This window comes from Bradyrhizobium iriomotense, from assembly GCF_018129405.1.
In the GTDB taxonomy this organism is placed as follows: domain Bacteria; phylum Pseudomonadota; class Alphaproteobacteria; order Rhizobiales; family Xanthobacteraceae; genus Bradyrhizobium; species Bradyrhizobium iriomotense_B.
The window spans coordinates 289,019-307,893 of the sequence record NZ_JAFCLP010000007.1; the positions used below are offsets into that span (position 1 = coordinate 289,019).

At 63.9% G+C, this 18,875-nt stretch carries 16 protein-coding genes and 1 tRNA gene; 7 read left to right on the plus strand and 10 right to left on the minus strand.

Features of this window, described 5'->3' with window-relative positions:
- Position 1 precedes the first annotated feature (1 nt).
- The 3 genes from puuE to JQ592_RS18140 all read right to left on the minus strand — a co-directional run bounded on the left by puuE (position 2) and on the right by JQ592_RS18140 (position 1,729).
- Entirely contained in the window at positions 2-937 is a 936-nt protein-coding gene (puuE, locus tag JQ592_RS18130; RefSeq protein WP_211404168.1) for an allantoinase PuuE, read from the minus strand.
- Positions 938-1,351: a DUF3830 family protein gene (locus JQ592_RS18135; protein ID WP_014493672.1), complete on the minus strand. Its 414-nt coding sequence runs from the start codon at positions 1,349-1,351 to the stop codon at positions 938-940.
- A gap of 90 nt (positions 1,352-1,441) precedes the next feature.
- Positions 1,442-1,729, minus strand: a complete 288-nt coding sequence (locus JQ592_RS18140; RefSeq protein WP_211404169.1) for a hypothetical protein — start codon at positions 1,727-1,729, stop codon at positions 1,442-1,444.
- Between the two features lie 2 nt (positions 1,730-1,731).
- Between JQ592_RS18140 and JQ592_RS38285 the strand changes: the two genes are divergently transcribed.
- Positions 1,732-2,169 carry a hypothetical protein gene (locus JQ592_RS38285; RefSeq protein ID WP_246820479.1) on the plus strand — a complete coding sequence of 146 codons (438 nt, stop codon included), beginning with the start codon at positions 1,732-1,734 and terminating at the stop codon, positions 2,167-2,169.
- 1,005 nt (positions 2,170-3,174) lie between these two features.
- On the opposite strand, the gene JQ592_RS18150 is transcribed toward JQ592_RS38285, so the two are convergent.
- Positions 3,175-4,128 carry an N-carbamoyl-D-amino-acid hydrolase gene (locus tag JQ592_RS18150; RefSeq protein ID WP_211404170.1) on the minus strand — a complete coding sequence of 318 codons (954 nt, stop codon included), beginning with the start codon at positions 4,126-4,128 and terminating at the stop codon, positions 3,175-3,177.
- A 234-nt stretch (positions 4,129-4,362) separates the two neighbouring features.
- Here JQ592_RS18150 and JQ592_RS18155 point away from each other — a divergent pair, with 234 nt between their 5' ends.
- The gene (locus JQ592_RS18155; protein WP_018648745.1) at positions 4,363-4,587 is read left to right on the plus strand and encodes a hypothetical protein; all 225 of its coding nucleotides are present in this window, start codon (positions 4,363-4,365) and stop codon (positions 4,585-4,587) included.
- A 202-nt stretch (positions 4,588-4,789) separates the two neighbouring features.
- Complete coding sequence (locus JQ592_RS18160; protein WP_211404171.1) at positions 4,790-5,116, plus strand: hypothetical protein; 327 nt, start codon at positions 4,790-4,792, stop codon at positions 5,114-5,116.
- Between the two features lie 45 nt (positions 5,117-5,161).
- On the opposite strand, the gene JQ592_RS18165 is transcribed toward JQ592_RS18160, so the two are convergent.
- The 6 genes from JQ592_RS18165 to JQ592_RS18190 all read right to left on the minus strand — a co-directional run bounded on the left by JQ592_RS18165 (position 5,162) and on the right by JQ592_RS18190 (position 14,794).
- Positions 5,162-9,133 (minus strand): hypothetical protein, encoded by a 3,972-nt coding sequence (locus JQ592_RS18165; protein ID WP_211404172.1) that lies wholly within the window; start codon positions 9,131-9,133, stop codon positions 5,162-5,164.
- 132 nt (positions 9,134-9,265) lie between these two features.
- Positions 9,266-9,637 carry a hypothetical protein gene (locus tag JQ592_RS18170; protein ID WP_211404173.1) on the minus strand — a complete coding sequence of 124 codons (372 nt, stop codon included), beginning with the start codon at positions 9,635-9,637 and terminating at the stop codon, positions 9,266-9,268.
- An 82-nt stretch (positions 9,638-9,719) separates the two neighbouring features.
- Entirely contained in the window at positions 9,720-10,991 is a 1,272-nt protein-coding gene (locus tag JQ592_RS18175) for an MFS transporter (protein WP_211404193.1), read from the minus strand.
- A gap of 338 nt (positions 10,992-11,329) precedes the next feature.
- Entirely contained in the window at positions 11,330-12,688 is a 1,359-nt protein-coding gene (locus JQ592_RS18180) for a sigma-54-dependent transcriptional regulator (protein ID WP_211404174.1), read from the minus strand.
- Positions 12,685-14,472 carry a sensor histidine kinase gene (locus tag JQ592_RS18185; protein ID WP_246820481.1) on the minus strand — a complete coding sequence of 596 codons (1,788 nt, stop codon included), beginning with the start codon at positions 14,470-14,472 and terminating at the stop codon, positions 12,685-12,687. Before JQ592_RS18185 ends, JQ592_RS18180 begins: the two co-directional genes overlap by 4 nt.
- 245 nt (positions 14,473-14,717) lie before the next feature.
- Positions 14,718-14,794: transfer RNA gene (locus JQ592_RS18190), tRNA-Pro, on the minus strand.
- Positions 14,795-14,862: 68 nt separating this feature from the next.
- Between JQ592_RS18190 and JQ592_RS18195 the strand changes: the two genes are divergently transcribed.
- The 4 genes from JQ592_RS18195 to JQ592_RS18210 all read left to right on the plus strand — a co-directional run bounded on the left by JQ592_RS18195 (position 14,863) and on the right by JQ592_RS18210 (position 18,606).
- Positions 14,863-15,852, plus strand: a complete 990-nt coding sequence (locus tag JQ592_RS18195) for an L-threonylcarbamoyladenylate synthase (protein WP_211404175.1) — start codon at positions 14,863-14,865, stop codon at positions 15,850-15,852.
- A 104-nt stretch (positions 15,853-15,956) separates the two neighbouring features.
- On the plus strand, positions 15,957-17,384 hold the full coding sequence (locus tag JQ592_RS18200; RefSeq protein WP_211404195.1) for an FAD-binding oxidoreductase: 1,428 nt from the start codon (positions 15,957-15,959) through the stop codon (positions 17,382-17,384).
- The gene (locus tag JQ592_RS18205) at positions 17,381-17,830 is read left to right on the plus strand and encodes a GNAT family acetyltransferase (RefSeq protein ID WP_211404176.1); all 450 of its coding nucleotides are present in this window, start codon (positions 17,381-17,383) and stop codon (positions 17,828-17,830) included. The genes JQ592_RS18200 and JQ592_RS18205 overlap by 4 nt, the downstream gene beginning before the upstream one ends.
- Positions 17,831-18,024: 194 nt before the next feature.
- Entirely contained in the window at positions 18,025-18,606 is a 582-nt protein-coding gene (locus JQ592_RS18210; RefSeq protein WP_211404177.1) for an NUDIX domain-containing protein, read from the plus strand.
- Positions 18,607-18,875 lie beyond the last annotated feature (269 nt).

Sequence of the window (18,875 nt, forward strand, 5' to 3'; positions counted from 1 at the left end):
TTCATCCGATCTCGAACGCGTCGGCGGCAAGATGCGCGTGCTTGTCGTGCCAATGCTGCGCGATCTGGAGCCGGGTCGGCACCCAGACGCGCTCAAGCTTGCCGATGTAATCCAGGAAGCGGATCAGCCCGGCGGCGCGGCCCGGCCGGCCGGCGAGGCGGCAATGCAGTCCCACCGACATCATCTTCGGCGCGGTCTCACCTTCGGCATAGAGCACGTCGAAGGCATCCTTCAGATAGGTGTAGAACTGCTCGCCTTCGGCAAAGCCCTGCGGGTTGATGAACCGCATGTCGTTGGCATCTAACGTATAGGGAATGATGAGCTGCTTGCCGCTCGCGCCCTTGACCCAATAAGGCAGGTCGTCGGCGTAGGAGTCGCAGAGATAGAGGAAGCCGCCCTCCTCCATCAGCAGCCGGTTGGTGTTGATCGAGGAGCGCCCGGTGTACCAGCCGAGCGGCCGCTCGCCGGTCGCCTCGGTGTGGACGCGAATGGACTCGGCGATCTCGGCGCGCTCCTGCCCCTCCGTCATGTCCTTGTGCTCGATCCATTTCAGGCTGTGGCTGGCGATATCCCAGCCCGCCTCCTTCATCGCAGCTACGATTTCCGGATTGCGCTTGAGCGCAGTGGCGACGCCGAACACGGTGGCCGGCCATTTGCGCTCGGTGAACATCCGCCACAGTCGCCAGAAACCGGCGCGCGAGCCGTATTCGAACATGGATTCGATGTTGGCGTGGCGCTGGCCCGGCCAGGGTTGCGCGCCGAGCACGTCGGACAGGAACGCTTCCGAGGCGCGATCGCCGTGCAGGATGTTGTTCTCGCCGCCCTCCTCGAAATTGACGACGAACTGCACCGCGACCCGCGCGTCACCAGGCCACTGCGGATGCGGCGGGTTGCGGCCGTAACCGCGGAGATCGCGCGGGTAGCGGGCGTCAGTCACTCAGACTTCCTCGAAGCGGATCGGCAGCGCGCCCTTCCACAGCACGCTCTTGCCCAGCGTCGCCAGATTCTCGAGGCCCGAGGTCAGCGTGATGAAATGGTTGCCGGCGAGCTGGCCCATCTTGCTCGCAAAGTGCACGCCGCCATAGGCCAGCAGGATCTCGGTTTCGCTGATGCCGCCGGGATAGAGGATGATCTGACCGGGGGCGGGATAGCTTGTGTGGTTCTCGTAGCCCACGCCAAAATCGAGATCGCCGAGCGGCATCCACACGCCCTCACCGCTCCAGCGCACATGGATGATGTGGCTTTCGAACGGCAGAGCCTTGCGGAACGCGGCAACGGTCTTGGGCGCCAGTTGCTCCTCGAAACGGGCATCGAAGGTGAAGTCGCCGGCGCGGATAACGAGTTTGCTCATCTCATCTCTCTGGATCGGGGGCGATGCGCCCCGCGGGGAACTTTCAGCAAAAAGCACTCCATCGGGCTTCGCGCAAGGGGCGGTGTCGCATCACCTGCGGTCGTAGGACCAGCCGAAAATGCCGCTCCGGCGTACCTCGGGCTCGGGCTCAGCAGCGGGCGCGGCCGAAGGGGGCGCCTCCCTTAGTTCCGCCTGCGGCGGCGGTGCGGGCGGTGCCGGCAGGTTCTCGCATTTCATGGAATAGACCAGCTTGCCGTCCGCAGTCCGCCCGATCGGGGCGCAGGGGTCCGAATGCGCCGCCGAACTCTTCGGCGCGGGCTTGATCTGCGCCGCCGCCGGCGAAGCGATCAGGAGAAGGACCAGCAGATATTTCGACATCGTTGTCGCCTGGAAAGCCAATTCACCCCATTGAACCGGATTGCGGCGGCCAAGTCCATCGGCGCCATGCGCCGGCTGCCGAATATTTAGCCGGGACCGAAAAATTTGCTCGCTCCAACGTGATGGCGGCGCCGCTGATATTCGGCAAGCCACATCGCCATGTCAGCCGCGACGACGACAACACCTCTCATAGCCGGAGCGTCGTCACGGGAGAAACAACGATGCAAAAGACCTTCGCCCTTCTCGGCGCCGCCCTGATCGCCGCCGCCACCGTCCAGACCGCCGCCGCAAACGACCGCCACCACGCCCGCAAGGCGCAACGCGCTCCCATCACTCAATCGGTGCGCGATTCCAACGCCGCCATATGGCCGTCGCAGCCGACCGCGCCCGACTGGTCGCGCTATGCCAACGGCGCGATGTCGGCGCCGGCGGGACGGTGATGCGCGAGGCGTAGAGCGGTCGAAGCACAACTGCTTCCACACCGTCATCGCGAGGAGCCCTTGCGACGAAGCAATCCAGACTGCCGCCGCGGCAAGACTCTGGATTGCTTTGCCTGCGCTCGCAATGACGGAGTATGAGGCAGCATCGCGGTTCTCCGACATGCACTCGTAGGATGGGTAGAGCGAAGCGAAACCCATCACTTTGCACGCCGATGCATGATGGGTTTCGCAAGTGCTCTACCCATCCTACGGCATCGCAGACACGCCTTCGCATCCTCGCGGCTGATTTCGCCCGAGCTTTGCTTCGTCGCTCCACCCTCTTTAATCAAGAGGGCGCAGGGAAGGCCGGGTGCCGGCTGGCACCCGCGGTCCGCTGCGCGAAAGGTAGCGCAAAAGAACCGCACAGCAGCATACAGGTGAAGCCCAACACACGGCCTTCCCTGCGCGATGGTCGGACGGCTTATGCCGCGCTCTCCTGGGAGCCGAATTCCTTCTGGCCTCCCTCACCCCAACGGAATTCACCGGCGTCGCGCCGGTTGACGCGATCACCGCCTCCGCAAGAGCTTGGCCGTAGCAACGACGGCCAGGACCACACGGTTTTGCCGTACGCGCGGCCCGCCATTTCGCCGCAGTTTTCCCGGCCCTGTCGACGGAGCCGGAAACTTACAGACGAGACGAACCTGACAGCGCCGTTCGTCCGCGCGAGGCCTTGGACTCACGGAGAGCAATCCGCCCTGCCCCTGGCCAATCGCGCCCGACGCTGCCGCGTCCACCGCAAGCCCGGCTCGCGAAAATGACGACCACATGATCGCCCCTCAAGGATGAGCCGGGATGGGCGACACATACGACAAATCCGAATTTCGGTAAAGCGGAATATTTTCGGTGCGGCGGGTTGACAGCCGGGCGACACAGCCCGGTCCCGTAGCCCGGATGGAGCGGAAGCGAAATCCGGGATCTGTGAGCGGATTCCCGGGTATCGCTGCGCTCACCCGGGCTACGAGGGCATCATCCCTTGACCGGCGTTCCGTCCGCCATCGTCGCCACGCCCTTCCGCTCCACGATCATGCCATAGGCTCGCGGCTGGCGGTGAACGTCGAAATTGAACGTCGTGCGCTTGTAGGAATTGCAGAGGTCGAGATCGCAGCGGGCGAGCGCGATCTCGTCGCCCTTGGTCGTGCATCGCGCGACGATCTCGCCGGAGGGCGCGATGATGCAGCTGCCGCCGATATGGTCGACGCCCTCCTCGACGCCGGCCTTGGCGACGCCGACCACGAAAGTGCCGTTCTGATAGGCGCCGGACTGCATCACCAGGTGATTGTGGAACAGCGAGAGGTCGTCATGCTCCGGCGCGGGCGGATTGTGCACCGGCGTGTTGTAGCCGATCATCACCATCTCGACGCCCTGCAGGCCCATCACGCGATAGGTCTCGCTCCAGCGGCGGTCGTTGCAGATCGCCATTCCCATCATACCGCCGAACGCATCGACGACGCCAAAGCCGCTGCCGGGCTCGAAATAACGCTTCTCCAGATGCTGGAATTTGCGCCACGGCTCGTGCTCGGCATGGCCGGGCAGATGGACCTTGCGGTACTTCGCGACGATCGTGCCGCTCTTGTCGACGAGAATGGAGGTATTGTAGCGTCTGACGTCGCCGGCCTCGACCGTCAGCTCGGCATAGCCGAGGGAAAATCCGATGCCGAGTTCGCGGGCGAGATCGAACAGGGCGCGCGTCTCCGGCCCCGGCATCTCGCGCTCGAAAAAGCTGTCGATCTCGGCCTGATCCTCGAAATACCAGCGCGGGAAGAACGTGGTCAGCGCGAGCTCGGGATAGACGATCAGGTCACAGCCGTTTGCGCGGGCTTGCCGCATCAACGCCGTCAAGCGCGCCACCACCTCGGTCCTGCTCTCACGCCTCGCAATCGGGCCAAGCTGGCCGGCCGCGACATTCACAAATCTTGCCACCCGTCTGTCCTTCGCTTTTTCGGACGTGCGCCACCGCGCCCTCGCGACCGCGCACATGCAGATTCCGCGCCTTTGACGCGCGCCGCGCAAGAGCAAGCCGGCCTGCGTGCCGAATCGAGGAACTTCCGTTGCCAATCTGCAACGGTTCCCCACGGTCTGAAGCCGGCCAAAAGAAACTCCCATTGCGGCCACGAACCGCTCTCACAACGCCGTGAGACTATCAGGGGAACGACGATGCGCGCACAACGCGTTTGGAAAGTGAATGGGGCCGCCAGCATCGGGCAGCTCCAATCCAGGCTGGACGACCTGAACAAGCGTCTCAGCCAACTCGAAAATCAGAATCCGGAGAACTGGAAGCTCGAAGAGCTGAGATCGAGCGCGCTTAGCCTGTCGCGCGAGATCGACGACATCCGCTGCGCGGAGGCGACGGCGGCGCTGAGCGAGCTGCTGCGGAAGTAGCCGGCGGCGCCGATTCGCGCACTGCGCAGGAACCAACCCTGCCCGCCGCCATTTCCATGCTGAGCATGGAGCAAGATCATGACCAGGCACCTGACACGAGCCCATCTCGCGCGCGGCGTGGCCGGCGCCGTATCCACGCTGGTCCTGTGCGCTGCGGCGGCCTTCACCATCGCGCGCCACTTCGCGCCGTGAGGAATGTCCCATGACGTCCGACCCCGAGGAGTCGGTCAGGCTGCAAGGCTTCGGCGAGATGACGTTGCGCACGGCGATCGCGACGCTGATGGCGCTCGCGCCGCGCGAGCGCTCCGACGTCGCCATCTTCCGCGTGTGCGACGGTTCGCGTCTGGCCGCAAGCGAGATCGCCGACCTCGCCGCGGATTGGGGCATGACACCAATGGCTGAAGTCAGGTCGCCAAAGCTGGTCCCGGAGCAGCACTGGACGGATATCGTGCGCGGCATGGTGCGCGAGGCACCGCTGCCGTCGCTGATGGTGGCGTTCCTGCTGGGCGTGCTGGTGGCGCGGCGATAGTCCTTCGACCTATCGCCGCGGCGGCCATGCACACCCGGGCCACCATCACGAGAACACGAAATAGTCGCTGTGAAGATTCGCGACCGTAGATCCCTTGATCAGGATCGTATCCTGGCTGTCCAGCGTGATCAGGACATCCGAACCCTGCTGAGCCATGTGAAGATCGTTGAAACTTGCAGCAAGCGAAGAGCTGACCGCGATCTTGTCCGTGCCGCCAGAGGTGTCGGTGTTGAAGCTGTAGACCGTGTCATTGCCGCCCTGATAGGTGACCGTGCCGCCATTGGTGGTGCGGAAGTAGAACGTGTCGTTGCCCGCACCGCCGTCAAGCTTCAAGTTGTCGGCATAGGCATAGACCTCATGGGCCCCGCTCGTGTGCGTATATTCGCGCATCGTCAAATTGCCGCTGACATTAATCGTGTCGGTGCGGATATCGCCGGTCCCATCCTGGCTGTAATAGTCGACAGCGCGGGAGCCGTCGGCTCCGATGTGCGTGTGGTTGAGGACCGCTCCGGCGCTGGAGTAGTTGGAGATGTCCGTGCTGCCGTCCGTATTGTGTTTTTCCAGATAATCGTAGCTGCCGTCGGAGTGGAACCGCTCGACGAGGGTCGCGTTGCCGCTGGCGTCGTACGCCTGGTGGGTCGACGTATAGGACTGGCCGGTGATTTGATAGAGATAGGCATCCGACGAGCCGTCGCTGTGAACGATGTTGTCCTTTGTCAGCACACCGCTCGTGTAAGTCTTGTTCTCCGCGCTGCCGTCGACGTTGGCCGTATACTCGGTCAGCTTGTAGCCTGTCGAGGTGTCGTAGGTCGTGGTTGTGGTGCCGGTCGAGATGACCGAGACCTCCGTGCTCAATTTGCCGGCGCCGTCGTAATAGTCATAGAGTTTCGAGCCATCCGCGTTGTACGCCGCCTTGTAGTCGTAACTGCCGTCGGCGTGGAAGCGTTCGATAAGCGTTACGTTGCCGCTGGCATCGGTGGCCTGATGCGTGGAGGTGTAGGACTGGCCGGTGATTTGGTAGACATAGGCGTCTGACGAGCCGTCCTTGTGAAGGACGTTGTCCTTCGTCAGCACACCGGCCGTGTAAGTCTTGTTCTCCGCGCTGCCGTCCGCATACGCAATGTAGTCCGTGACCTTGTAGCCGGTCGCCGTGTCGTAGGTCGTCGTCGTGGTGCTGGCCGACGTGACCGTAACTTCGGAGCTGTGAAGCCCCGTGCTCGTATAGTAGTCGGAGACCTTCGATCCGTCCGCGTTGTAGGCCACCTTGTACTGATAGCTGCCGTCGGCGTGGAAGCGCTCGATCAGCGTCACCTTGCCGCTCGCGTCGCTCACCTGATGGGTCGTGGTGTAGGACTGACCGGTGATGTTGTAGATGTAGACCTCGGACGAGCCGTCCTTGTGAAGGATGTTGTCCTTCATCAGCACGTTGTTCGTGTAGACCTTGTTGTCGGCGCTGCCGTCCACATTGGCGGTATAGACGTTGAGCTTGTAGCCCGTCGTGGTGTCGTAGGTGATCGTCGTGGTGGCGGTCGACGTGACGACCACTTCGGCGCTGTGAAGCCCCGTGCTGGTGTAGTAGTCGGAGATCTTCGAGCCGTCCGAGGGGTAGGTCACCTTATATTGATAGCTGCCGTCGGCGTGGAAGCGCTCGATCAGCGTCACCTTGCCGCTCGCGTCGCTCACCTGATGGGTCGTGGTGTAGGACTGACCGGTGATGTTGTAGATGTAGACCTCGGACGAGCCGTCCTTGTGAAGGATGTTGTCCTTCATCAGCACGTTGTTCGTGTAGACCTTGTTGTCGGCGCTGCCGTCCACATTGGCCGTATAGACGCTGAGCTTGTAGCCCGTCGTCGTGTCATAGGTCGTCGTCGTGGTGGCGGTCGACGTGACGACCACCTCGGAGCTCTGAGCCCCCGTGCTCGTGTAGTAGTCGTAGACCTTCGAGCCGTCCGAGTTGTAGGCCGCCTTGTACTCGTGGCTGCCGTCGGCATGGAACCGCTCGATCAGCGTCACCTTGCCGCTCGCGTCGGTCACCTGATGGGTCGTCGTATAGGACTGGCCGGTGATGTTGTAGGCATAGACCTCGGTCGAGCCGTCCGTGTGAAGGACGTTGTCCTTCATCAGCACGCCGTTCGCATAGACCTTGTTGTCGGCGCTGCCGTCCGCATTGGCGGTATAGACGCTGAGCTTGTATCCGGTCGAGGTGTCATAGGTCGTCGTGACCGTGCTGGAAGAGGTCACGCTGACTTCCGTGCTTAGCGCACCGGTGCTGCTGTAGTAGTCGTAAACCTTGGAACCGTCGCTGTTGTATGCAGCCTTGTACTGATAGCTGCCGTCGGCGTTGAAGCGCTCGATCAGCGTCACATTGCCGCTCGCGTCGTAGGCAGTGTGCTGCGACGTGTAGGATTGGCCGGTGATGCCGTAGTGATAATAGTCGAGCCGTCCATCGGCCTGTGTAATGCTCTTCGAGACGAGGGCACCGCTGCTGTCGTAGCCCCAGACGGTGGTCTCGGTCAGGGAACCGCTGGCGTCGAAATCCTGTTCCTTGGTCCAGCCGACGCCGCTCCAGGTGACGGAAAAGGAAAAGCCGCCGTCGATCTTCGACAGAAGACTGCCATAGTGGGCAATGACGTATTCCATGGTCTGGGTCGACGAGACGGCCAGAACATGCGTGTCGCTCAGCGTCACCTTGTCCAGCCCCGTGGCGGTCGCCAGAGTGTCCATCTGGGCGACGAACTCGGCAGACGTCATCGTGAGAGCGCTGTCCACCACCGTCCCGGCTTCGGCGGCCGGGCGTGTCGCGCCGAACTCGATGACCAGCGGATGATCGCTGAGGCCGATCTGGATCTTGTCCGTGTTGTAATACACCGCAATCGGGTCGGTACCCTGCAGCGGGTCATACACGTAAATGGTGCTCTGCACCTGCCCGAGCTGAACGGTAACGGACGTGACCGGCGTCGTGATTTCCGTCTGGGTCGCACTGTCCCATACGCGGGTATCGGCCCATACGACGAGGTCGCTGACGCTGCCTGACTTGTTCATCAGCATCGTATGCGTGTTGCTGGGCGCGTTGGAAAGCGTGTAGCTCAGATCCGAAGCGGTATGAGCGCTGCCGTTGTCACCGGCGCTCAAGATGGTCGTCAGATTGTGGACTGCGACAGCGGCTTCCTTCGGCGTTCCGTCAACGTTGAAAAGACCGAAATGGGCTTCCTTGTCGCCTCGAGACGCCGAGGACGGCGAGTCGAACAGTTCGTAAATATAGGTGGCGGAAGATCCGTTTTCATAGGCCAGGAGCAGATTGGAGAGGACAAGCTTCGCCTGCGCGTCCTCATTCGCGCCGATGCCCATGACGCTCGACAAGGTCGTATAGCCGGTCTCCGTCACGATGACCGGATCGTTCGTCGAAATGTTCTGCGCCAGACGGAGGTCGTCTTCGATCTGAGCGTCGGCGAGCGCGCCGGTCTGAATGTAGACGTGTGCATTCGCCGCGTCCGAGTAGGCGCTCATGTCGCCAACCACGGCGTTCGTCGCATCGGTCTGGTATCCGATGCTGAAGTTGACGACGGTGACGCCGCTGAGAACGCCGTTGGCTTTCACGGCGGCATAGAGAGCCTCCTGAAACGCCGCCGCGCCTTCAAGCGAGGTCAGACCGTTATAGGAGAAGGTGTTGAGATTGGCTTCGTTGATGCCTTCGATGGACAACAGAGCGCCGGGGTGCTCCGTCTTGAACTGCGCAAGAGAAGCGACGTAGCTGGCCAGCCCGCTGCTGCCCGTCTCCGGCAGCGTATAGGCCACGCGAAAATCGAAAGAGACACCCGCATTGGCAAGCGCGTCGATGACCGCATTCGCATGCCCGATTGCGTTGTAGGAGTCACGAACGTGACTGATGCCCAGATAGTCCAGGCTGTTGATGATCAAGCTGGAGTTTGTGTAGGCGTCGGTATAGGCGCCCGCATTGGTGTTGATACCGAGATTATTGAGAAAGCTCGATGCAGTGGTGACCGTCGTGTTCGACATTTACAGCGCCCCATTTCCGATGGAGCGCACCCTGGCAGTCACTCCTAAAGAAATCCGACTTCAAGAAAGCTAAAATTGACCGGCTTTCGCCTAAATTTTCAGCTCATCGCGCACATCATATGCCCCCTTCCATCAAGTTCCCCGGCGGAACAAAACCACCAAGATCCACATCCGCTCGCACGAGATCGACGACATCCGCTGCGCCGAAGCGAAGGCGGCGTCGAGCGAGCGTCTGCGCACGCACGCTAATGCATTCGGCGATGTGGGAAACCAACCTTGCCGGCCGCCATTGGCGGCGACATCGATGCTATCGCACGCAACTTTGCAAAGAGCGTGGTGATCGAGTGACGTCGAGATGACGTTGCAGAGGCGATCGCCACGATTGATGGCGCTCGCAGCACGAGCGATCGCTGCCGTATTATTACGGTCCGCGTTATTACGGTCCGCGACGGCTCGCGATTGGCCGCGGGCGAGATCGCTGATCTCGCCCGCGGGTTGGAACACGACGTTTGAGTCAAGTTCCCGGTGCGGATCCGCTGGCGCGGTGATGAAGAGCGTCTACACCGCCGGTCTCGATCCCTCTGACCTATTCGTGACGGTTCATTGCGGAACTGGCCTTGGTGTCGCGCATGGTGAGATAGACCAGCAGCGATACCGCGATGCAGCCGGTCAGATACCAGTAGAACCAGCCTTCGTGACCGATCGACTTGAACCAGAGCGCAATCGGTTCCGCGGTGCCGCCGAAGATCGACACGGTCAGCGCATAGGGCACGCCGACACCGGTCGCCCGCACGCTGGTCGGGAACAACTCGGCTTTAACCACGGCATTGATCGCCGTGTAGCCCGAGACGATCATCCAGGCGGCCGCGATGAGCAGGAAGGCCGAGAACGCATCATGCGTCGTCTGGAGCGTCGTCAACAAGGGAATGGTGAACAGCGTGCCCGACACGCCGAACCCGATCAGGAGCCATTTTCGCCCGATGCGGTCGGAGATCGCGCCGTAGATCGGCTGGAGCACCATCGCAAAGACGAGGCTTCCCGCCGTCACCGTGGTGGTCTGGTCGTCGGTCAGCTTCACCGAGAGGCGAAGGAATTTCTGCATATAGGTGGTGTAGGTGTAGAAGGCCGCCGTGCCGCCCATCGTCAGCCCCACCACCAGCATCAGCTCGCGCGGATAGTTGAGCAGCGCGCGGATCGAGCTGGATTTCTTGACTGCCGCCTGGCTGTTCTTGAAGGCATCGGTCTCATGAAGGTTGCTGCGCATCAACGCCGCGACGATCGCGAGCACGGCGCCGAACGCAAACGGCACGCGCCAGCCCCAGGCGCGAATCTCCTCGGTCGAGAGAAACACCTTCTGCAGCAGGAGCAGCACAAGGATGGCGCAGAGCTGACCGCCGATCAGCGTCACATACTGGAAGCTGGAATAGAAGCCGCGGTTCTTCTCGTCCGCGACCTCGCTGAGGTAGGTGGCGCTGGTGCCGTATTCGCCGCCCAGGCTCAGCCCTTGCAGGATTCGTGCGAGGCCGAGGACGACGGGAGCGGCCAGCCCGATCGAGGCGTAAGTCGGCGTCACCGCGATGATCAGCGACCCGAAGCACATCATCACGACGGACAGCGTCAGGGCGTTGCGCCGGCCGTAGCGATCGGCGAGATGGCCGAACAACCAGCCGCCAAGGGGACGCACCAGGAAGCCCGCCGCAAACAGCAGTGCCGCGTTGAGCTGTTGCACCACTTCATCGCCGTCGGGGAAAAATGCCTTGGCGAAATAGAGCGAGAACGCCGCATAGGCGTAGAAATCGTACCACTCGACGAGGTTGCCGACCGAGCCGACGAAGATCGCGCGCAGCCGGCGCTTCATGTCGGCGCTATTCGCGCGCGTCTCCGTGACGGGCGCACCGACGTTCTGAATTGAGGCTTCCTGTGAACTCACGACGTCCTCCGCATGTTTGTTGTCCTTTGACGAAGCCATCCGCTCGCTTGTTGGAGCGCGAGTGGATGCCGTCCCGGAAAACCGGATGGTTTCGGCGCTGCTTGAGCAACGGCCGTGCCAGTCGCGACCGGCGCGCGAAAACGCGGGGAATTGCAGCAGACAGAACGTTTTCCTGAGAAGGAAGGGCTCGCGAAGGCCACAGCATCGGCAGGAATCCGCCGACGCGAACGCCGACATCGGCGGATTTCCGCCTATCGCCTGCCGGCTCAGGAATCCTTGCGGCCGGGTCTCGCCAGCGCGTATTTCGCCATTTTCTCGTTCAGGGTCCGGCGCGGGACACCGAGCTCCACGGTGACGGCGGCAATCGACCAGTCGTGCTCGCGCAACGCGGCCTCGATCAGCGCGCGCTCATGGGCCGCAACGCGATCGGCAAGCGTCCGCTGCGGCGCCCCCGGTTCGCCGCGCCGCAGGATCTCGGCCACGCTGCGGCCGGTCGCCGCCAGCCCCAGCGCGTAGCGCTCGGCAACGTTCTTCAGCTCACGCACATTGCCTGGCCAGTCATGGGCGAGCAGCGCATCGAGATCGTTCGCACGCAGTGACGACATGGTGCGGCCCGCGCCCTTTGCGGCGGCGGCGGCGAAATGCTCGAACAGCAGCAGGACATCGTTGCCGCGCTCGCGCAGCGGCGGCAGGTTGATCTCCGCTGCCGCGAGGCGGAAGTAGAGATCGGAACGGAAACGCCCCTGGCGGCTTTCGGTCGCAAGATCGCCTTTTGCAGCCGCGATCACGCGAACGTCGACCGGCAGGAGCTTGTTCGAGCCGACCCGCTCGATCGTACGCTCCTGGAGGGCGCGCAGGATCTTGGCCTGGAACGGCAGCGGCATGCTCTCGATCTCGTCGAGCAAGAGCGTGCCGCCGCTGGCATGCTCGAACTTCCCGATGCGGGCGCCACGTGCGCCGGTGAAGGCGCCGGCCTCATGGCCGAACAATTCGCTTTCGAACAGCTCGGCCGGGATCGCGGCACAGTTCACGGCGACGAAGGGCGCCTTCGCGCGCGGACCGAAATCGTGCAGGGCCCGCGCCACCACCTCCTTGCCGGTTCCGGTCTCGCCGGTGACGATCACGTCGCGATCATGACCGGCAAGCTCGAGGATGCTGGCCCGCACTGCGACCATCGCCTTCGACAGGCCGACCAGGCGAGCGTCGATCTCGCCGGGCGCGGCAAGGCGATCCGAGAGCTGGCGCAGCTGCAGCTTCAACTGCCGCCGCTCGATCGCGCGCGTCATGACGGCCGAGAGCAGCTCGGGATCATGAGGCTTCTGCAGGAAGTCATAGGCGCCCTCGCGCATCGCAGCGACCGCCAGGGGCACGTCGCCATGCGCGGTCAGCAGCACGACGGGAATGTCGGGATCGGCGCGGTGAACGTCGCGCATCAATTCCAGCCCGGATCGGTGCGGCATGCGAAAATCGGTCAGCACGGCGTCGGGCGGGATCTCCGTCACGAGGCGCATGGCCTCATCCGCGCCGGCGGCGACCCGGACCGTGAAGCCGCCCAGCTCCAGCCATTGCCGCACCGAATTGCGGACGATCTCCTCGTCGTCGACGACGAGCACGGACCCGCTCATGCGTGCAATTCCTGATGTTGCGAGGCCGGCGCGACGTCCATGACCGGAATGACGACCTTGAAAGTCGAGCCCCTGCCCGGTGCGCTGTCCACCAGGATATCTCCTCCGAATTCCCTGACAATTCCGTACGAGATCGAGAGCCCGAGTCCAAGCCCCTCGCCGATCTCCTTGGTCGTGAAGAACGGATCGAACAGTGATTTGATGTGCTCGGGTGCGATGCCCGCGCCGGTGTCGCTGACCTCGATCACGGCGCTGTCGTCGCGGCGGTCGAGGGTGACCCCGAGGACCCGACGCTCGCGATCGCGCATCGCATCGATCGCATTCGACAGCAGGTTGACCACGACCTGCTCGAGCCGGATCGGATTGGCGAGGCCATGAAGCGGCCCGGCAGGCGCGGAGCGCACCACCTCGATATGCTCGTTGTCGATCCGGTATTGCAGCAGGCGAATCGCATTGTCCACCACGGGCGCGAGCTCGACGGCGCTGCGCGTGCCTGTCTCCTTCCGCGCGAACATCCTGAGGTGATCGATCAGCGCCATCATGCGCTCGGCGATCGAGGACATGAGGTCGAGATTGGCGGCGGCACGATCGACCTCGTTGCGGCGGAGCAGGACTCGGCTGCTCGCGACATAGGTGATCAATGCCGCGAGCGGCTGGTTGATCTCGTGCGCGACACCGGCGAGCGCCTGCCCGAGGCTCGCGAGCTTGGCGCTCTGAACGAGGCTTTCCATGGTCCGGCGCAGCTCTTCCGTGCGCTCGGCCACGCGCCGCTCGAGGACGTCATGCGCATCGAGCTTCGCACGGACGACCTGCCGCCGCTGGTAGGCCACCAGCACGACCAGCAGAGCGGCGATCAGGGCGGAGACGCTCGCGATCGCGACGGTCGCCGCACTGCGCCGTGCATCCGCGACGTCCGAGAACAGGAGCAGCCTCCAGCCCTGATCGTGCGGACGGACCTGAAGGGCGTAGTCCCCAAGCTCGACATTGCCTCGGCCGCGCGCGCGACCGATCTGGACGCGTTCCCGGTCGCCTTTCGGCACGAAGACCGGAGCTGCATCGATCGCCTGACCGAATTGCTGTGCGGCATTCAGTTCTGCGAGCCGCTGCGCGGGGACCGGCGCCAGCGGACGGTATTTCCAGTCCTCGCGGCTGGCGAGGAAGATCACGCCATTCTCGTCCTCCATCGCGACGAGGTCGCCGGCACGTGCCCAGTCGGCCTCGAGCGTACTGAGATCGATCTTGACCACGGCGACACCGAGGGTCTTGTCGCCCTCCATGATCCGATGCGACAGGAAATAGCCGGGCTGTCCCGTGGTGGCGCCGACGGCATAGTAATGACCCTCGCCGGCTCGCATGGCGTCCGCAAAATAGGCGCGGAAAGCGTAATTGTGCCCGACGAAACTCGAATCCTGGTCGAAATTGCTCGCCGCGAGCGCGAGGCCGGTGCTGTCGAGAACATACAGCTCGGCGGACCTGGCTCCCTGATTGAGCGATTTGAGGTAGCGATTGGCGGCGGCAGTCGCCGATGCATCGCCGGGATTGCGGTAGAGCGCGCGGACGGGATCGGCGAGCGACAGAACCGCCGGCAAATAGCGATAGCGCGCGACGGTCGCATCGAAGGTGCTGGCAATCAGCGCAAGCCGGTCGTTGGCCTCCCGCTCCATGCGCGCAAAGGCGGCATCCAGCGCGAGGACGTAAGCCAGCCAGCCCACTGCTGCGATGGTCGCAAGCGCGGCTATGCCGATCAGCACGTATCGCGGCAGGTCTGGACGGGGGCGTTGCATCGGAGCTCCGGATCGGGGCGATACCGCTAGGTAGCACAGGCAGGACCTGTGGCGCGGCTTCCGAAGCGAGACGGCTCCGTCGCTCGTGCGCCTGACCGCCGAAAGGAGCCATGCCGCCGCGACAGGCCGCCCTGCTCGGGCCAAATCGGCCGTGGACCCGATCCCGAAATCGTTGCAAAAAGGCGTTTCCGAGGCGCCGGCGGCCGGTCCGCCAAGCCTTTGGAAAACGTCAACTTTTGGAAGAATGGTCGGAGTGGCAGGATTCGAACCTGCGACCCCTGCGTCCCGAACGCAGTGCTCTACCGGGCTGAGCCACACTCCGACAAGAAGGCGGCTTATAGCGTCGGGTTTGGCGCACCGCAAGCGGCCGAGATGAGGAATTTTGTCCCTGTGAAAACGGGTCTTGAAACGCTGATTTTACCGGCCGGCGAGGCCGCCGCCGGGGCCGCCGCCCGGACGCTTGCGGCTGGCGGGCTGGTCGCGTTTCCAACCGAGACGGTCTACGGGCTCGGCGCGGACGCCGCCAATGCCACCGCTGTCGCTCATATCTACAGCGCCAAAGGGCGGCCGGCCTTCAATCCGCTGATCGCGCATGTCGCGGACATCGCCGCTGCGCGCCGGATCGGCCGGTTCGACGCGCGCGCCTTGAAGCTTGCCGAGGCGTTCTGGCCTGGGCCGCTGACGCTGGTGGTGCCGAAGACGGACGACTGCCGGGTGGCGGATCTGGCCACTGCTGGCCTCGACACCGTCGCGATCCGCATTCCCGCCCACCCGGTGGCGCAGGCGATCCTGCGCGCCTTTGGCGGGGCGGTGGTGGCGCCGTCCGCCAACATCTCCGGCCATGTCTCACCGACGCTGGCGGCCCATGTCGAAAGTGATTTATCGGGGCGGATCGACCTGATCGTCGACGGCGGGCCGGTCGCGGTTGGCGTCGAATCGACCATCGTCGGCTGCTTCGACGCACCGATGCTGCTCCGCCCCGGCGGGCTGTCGCGCGAACGGATCGAGGCCGTGCTCGGCGCAGCCCTGGCGCGGCCGCCCGTCGAGGCCGGCAGCGACGACAGCCAGCCGCTGGCGCCGGGCATGCTGGCCTCGCATTACGCGCCGCGCGCCAATGTACGGCTCAATGCGCAGGACGTTGCGCCGGGGGAAGCGCTGCTGGCCTTTGGCCCCGCGCGGCTGCCTGGACTTGATGCTGCGTCAGCCGTCATGAATTTGTCGCCCGCCGGTGATCTCGATGAAGCGGCCGCCAATCTGTTCGGCTATCTTCGCAGCCTGGATGCGAGAGGGCCGCGCGCGATCGCGGTGATGCCGATTCCCGAAGTGGATCTGGGCGAGGCAATCAATGACCGGCTGCGCCGGGCGGCCGTGGCGCGCTAGCGCATGATCCGGACCCGGAGGGCCGCGTTAGCGCAAAGTGTGAAGCGGTTTTCCGATAAGATCATGCGCAAAAGACAAGAAGCGGAATGAAAGAAGAAGACGAGATGAACATCAATAAATCTGCCACGCCTCCGCTTGCGCCCGAGCTGATCGAACAATTCCGCAAGATCGTCGGCGAACGCCACGCGATCACCGATGCGACTGATATCGAGCCCTACGTCACCGAGGAGCGCAATTTGTTCCACGGCCGCTCGCCGCTTGTGCTGCGCCCGGGCTCGACCGCGGAAGTCGCCGCGATCTGCAAGCTCGCCTCGGAGCACAGAATCGCGCTGGTGCCGCAGGGCGGCAACACCGGGCTCGTCGGCGGCCAGACGCCGCATAATGGCGAGGTGGTGGTGTCGCTGCGGCGACTCGACAAGATCCGCGAGATCGACACCGCCTCCAACACCATGACCTGCGAGGCCGGCGTGGTGCTGCAGATCGCGCAACAGAAGGCCTCCGACGTCGACCGGCTGTTTCCGCTGTCGCTGGGCGCGGAAGGAAGCTGCACCATCGGCGGGAATCTCTCGACCAATGCCGGCGGTACCGCCGCGCTCGCCTATGGCGTCGCGCGCGAGATGGCGCTGGGGCTGGAAGTCGTGCTCGCCGACGGGCGCGTGCTCAACGTGCTGTCGAAGCTGAAGAAGGACAACACCGGCTACAATCTGCACAACCTCTTCATCGGCGCCGAAGGCACGCTCGGCATCATCACGGCGGCGACGCTGAAACTGTTTCCGAAGCCGAGGGCGGTCGAAACCGCCTTTGTCGGGCTGAAGTCGCCCGAGGCGGCCTTGAAGCTGCTGACGATCGCGCAGGGCGAAGCCGCCAATGCGCTGACGAGCTTTGAATTGCTGTCGGAGATGGCGGTCGACTTCTCGGTCCGCCACGGCATCGACGTGCGCGATCCGCTTAGCCAAAAGCATCCGTGGTACGTGCTGATGGAATTGTCCACAGCCAGCGACGACGCCCGCACGCCGCTGGAGACGATCCTGACCCGCGCCATGGAAGAGGAGATCGTCGACGACGCCGTGATCTCGGCCAACCTCACCCAGCGCAACGGCTTCTGGAAGCTGCGCGAGGAGATGTCGGCGGCGCAGAAGCCTGAGGGCGGCTCGATCAAGCACGACATCTCGGTGCCCGTCGCCGCCGTGCCCGCCTTCATCGCGGAGGCCGATGCCGCCGTCGTAAAACTGATCCCCGGCGCGCGGCCGGTGCCGTTCGGCCATCTCGGCGACGGCAATCTGCACTACAATGTCAGCCAGCCGATCGGCGCCAACACGGCCGACTTTCTGGCGCGCTGGCACGAGATGAACGCCGTTGTGTTCGAGATCGTGCTGCGCATGGGCGGCTCGATCTCGGCCGAGCACGGCATCGGCGTGCTCAAGCGCGACGAACTGCCCGAGGTGAAAGACAAGACCGCGATCGAGCTGATGCGGTCGATCAAGGCGATGCTCGACCCGCTCGGCATCATGAACCCCGGGAAAGTGCTGTGAACGTATCCGTCTCTCCTACCCTCACGATCGACGCGATTAGAGATGCCGATGTCGAGCCCGTCGTCGCGCTGTGGCAGCGCTGCGGCCTGACGCGTCCCTGGAACGATCCGCATGCCGACATCGCGCTGGCACGGCGGCGCGACAATTCGACCGTGCTGGTCGGCCGCGACGGCGGCGCGATCGTGACCACCGTCATGGTCGGCCATGACGGCCATCGCGGCTGGGTCTATTACGTCGCCGTCGACCCTGACAGCCGCAAGCGCGGCTACGGCCGCGTCATCATGGCCGCGGCCGAGGACTGGCTGCGGAGCGCCGGCATCGCAAAGCTCCAGCTGCTGGTCCGCCGCGAGAATGCGCCGGCCAATGCGTTTTATGACTCGCTGGGCTTCGAGCTATCGACCTCGGTGATGTTCCAGAAGTGGCTCGACGGCCGCGCTAATCCGTAAGGCTCGACCGAGATGTGGCCGCGAACGCAACTACGCCCCCTTGCCCCGTTCTTACGGGGAGAGGGTTGGGGTGAGGGGCTTCTCTCCACACGTGTGATCGTCGACGGACCTGTACCCCCTCACCCGCATCCCATCTCCGATGGGATGCGACCTCTCCCCGCAAGCGGGGCGAGGTGAAGAAAAGAGAGACAGCCATGACCATTTCCGACCGCGTCCGCATCAAGGACGTCCGCGTGCTCTCGGACAACTGGACGCCCCTGAAGACCACGACGTTCGAGTACCGGCGCGCCAACGGTGAGTGGCAGACCCAGCACCGCGAGACCTATGAGCGCGACAACGCCGCCGCCGTGCTGCCTTACAACCTTGCCCGGCGCACCGTGATCCTGGTGCGCCAGTTCCGCCTGCCGGCCTTCATCCGCGGTTACGACGATCTCCTGGTCGAGGCCGCCGCCGGCCTGCTGGACGATGCCTCCCCCGAGGCGCGCATCCGCGCCGAGGCCGAGGAGGAAACCGGCTACCGCCTGCATCACGTCCACAAGGTGTTCGAGGCCTTCATGAGCCCCGGCGCGGTGACCGAGAAGCTGCATTTCTTCGTCGCCGAATACGAGCCGGAGATGCGCGTCAGCGACGGCGGCGGCCTCGCGCACGAGGGCGAGGACATTGAGGTGCTGGAGCTCTCCATCGACGAAGCACTTGCGATGATCGCCGACGGTCGCATCATCGACGCCAAGACGATCATGCTGCTGCAATATGTGGCGCTGCATGTGTTCAGGTAGGTGACGCGCGACCTTCTTCCCTTCTCCCCTTGTGGGAGAAGGTGGCGCGAAGCGCCGGATGAGGGGTCTGCTTCTGCGATCTTAGGTGAGAGTTGGACTCGCGGACAGATACCCCTCACCCGTCTCGCCGCGTGCGCGGCGAGCCACCCTCTCCCACAAGGCTACGACATTCACACTTCTCGGAAGGCTTGCGGCCGGGCTCGGAAGCTGACTCTCTATGGGCAAGATTCGCACACGGGAGGGAACGATGGAGCTGAGCCTGGGAGCAT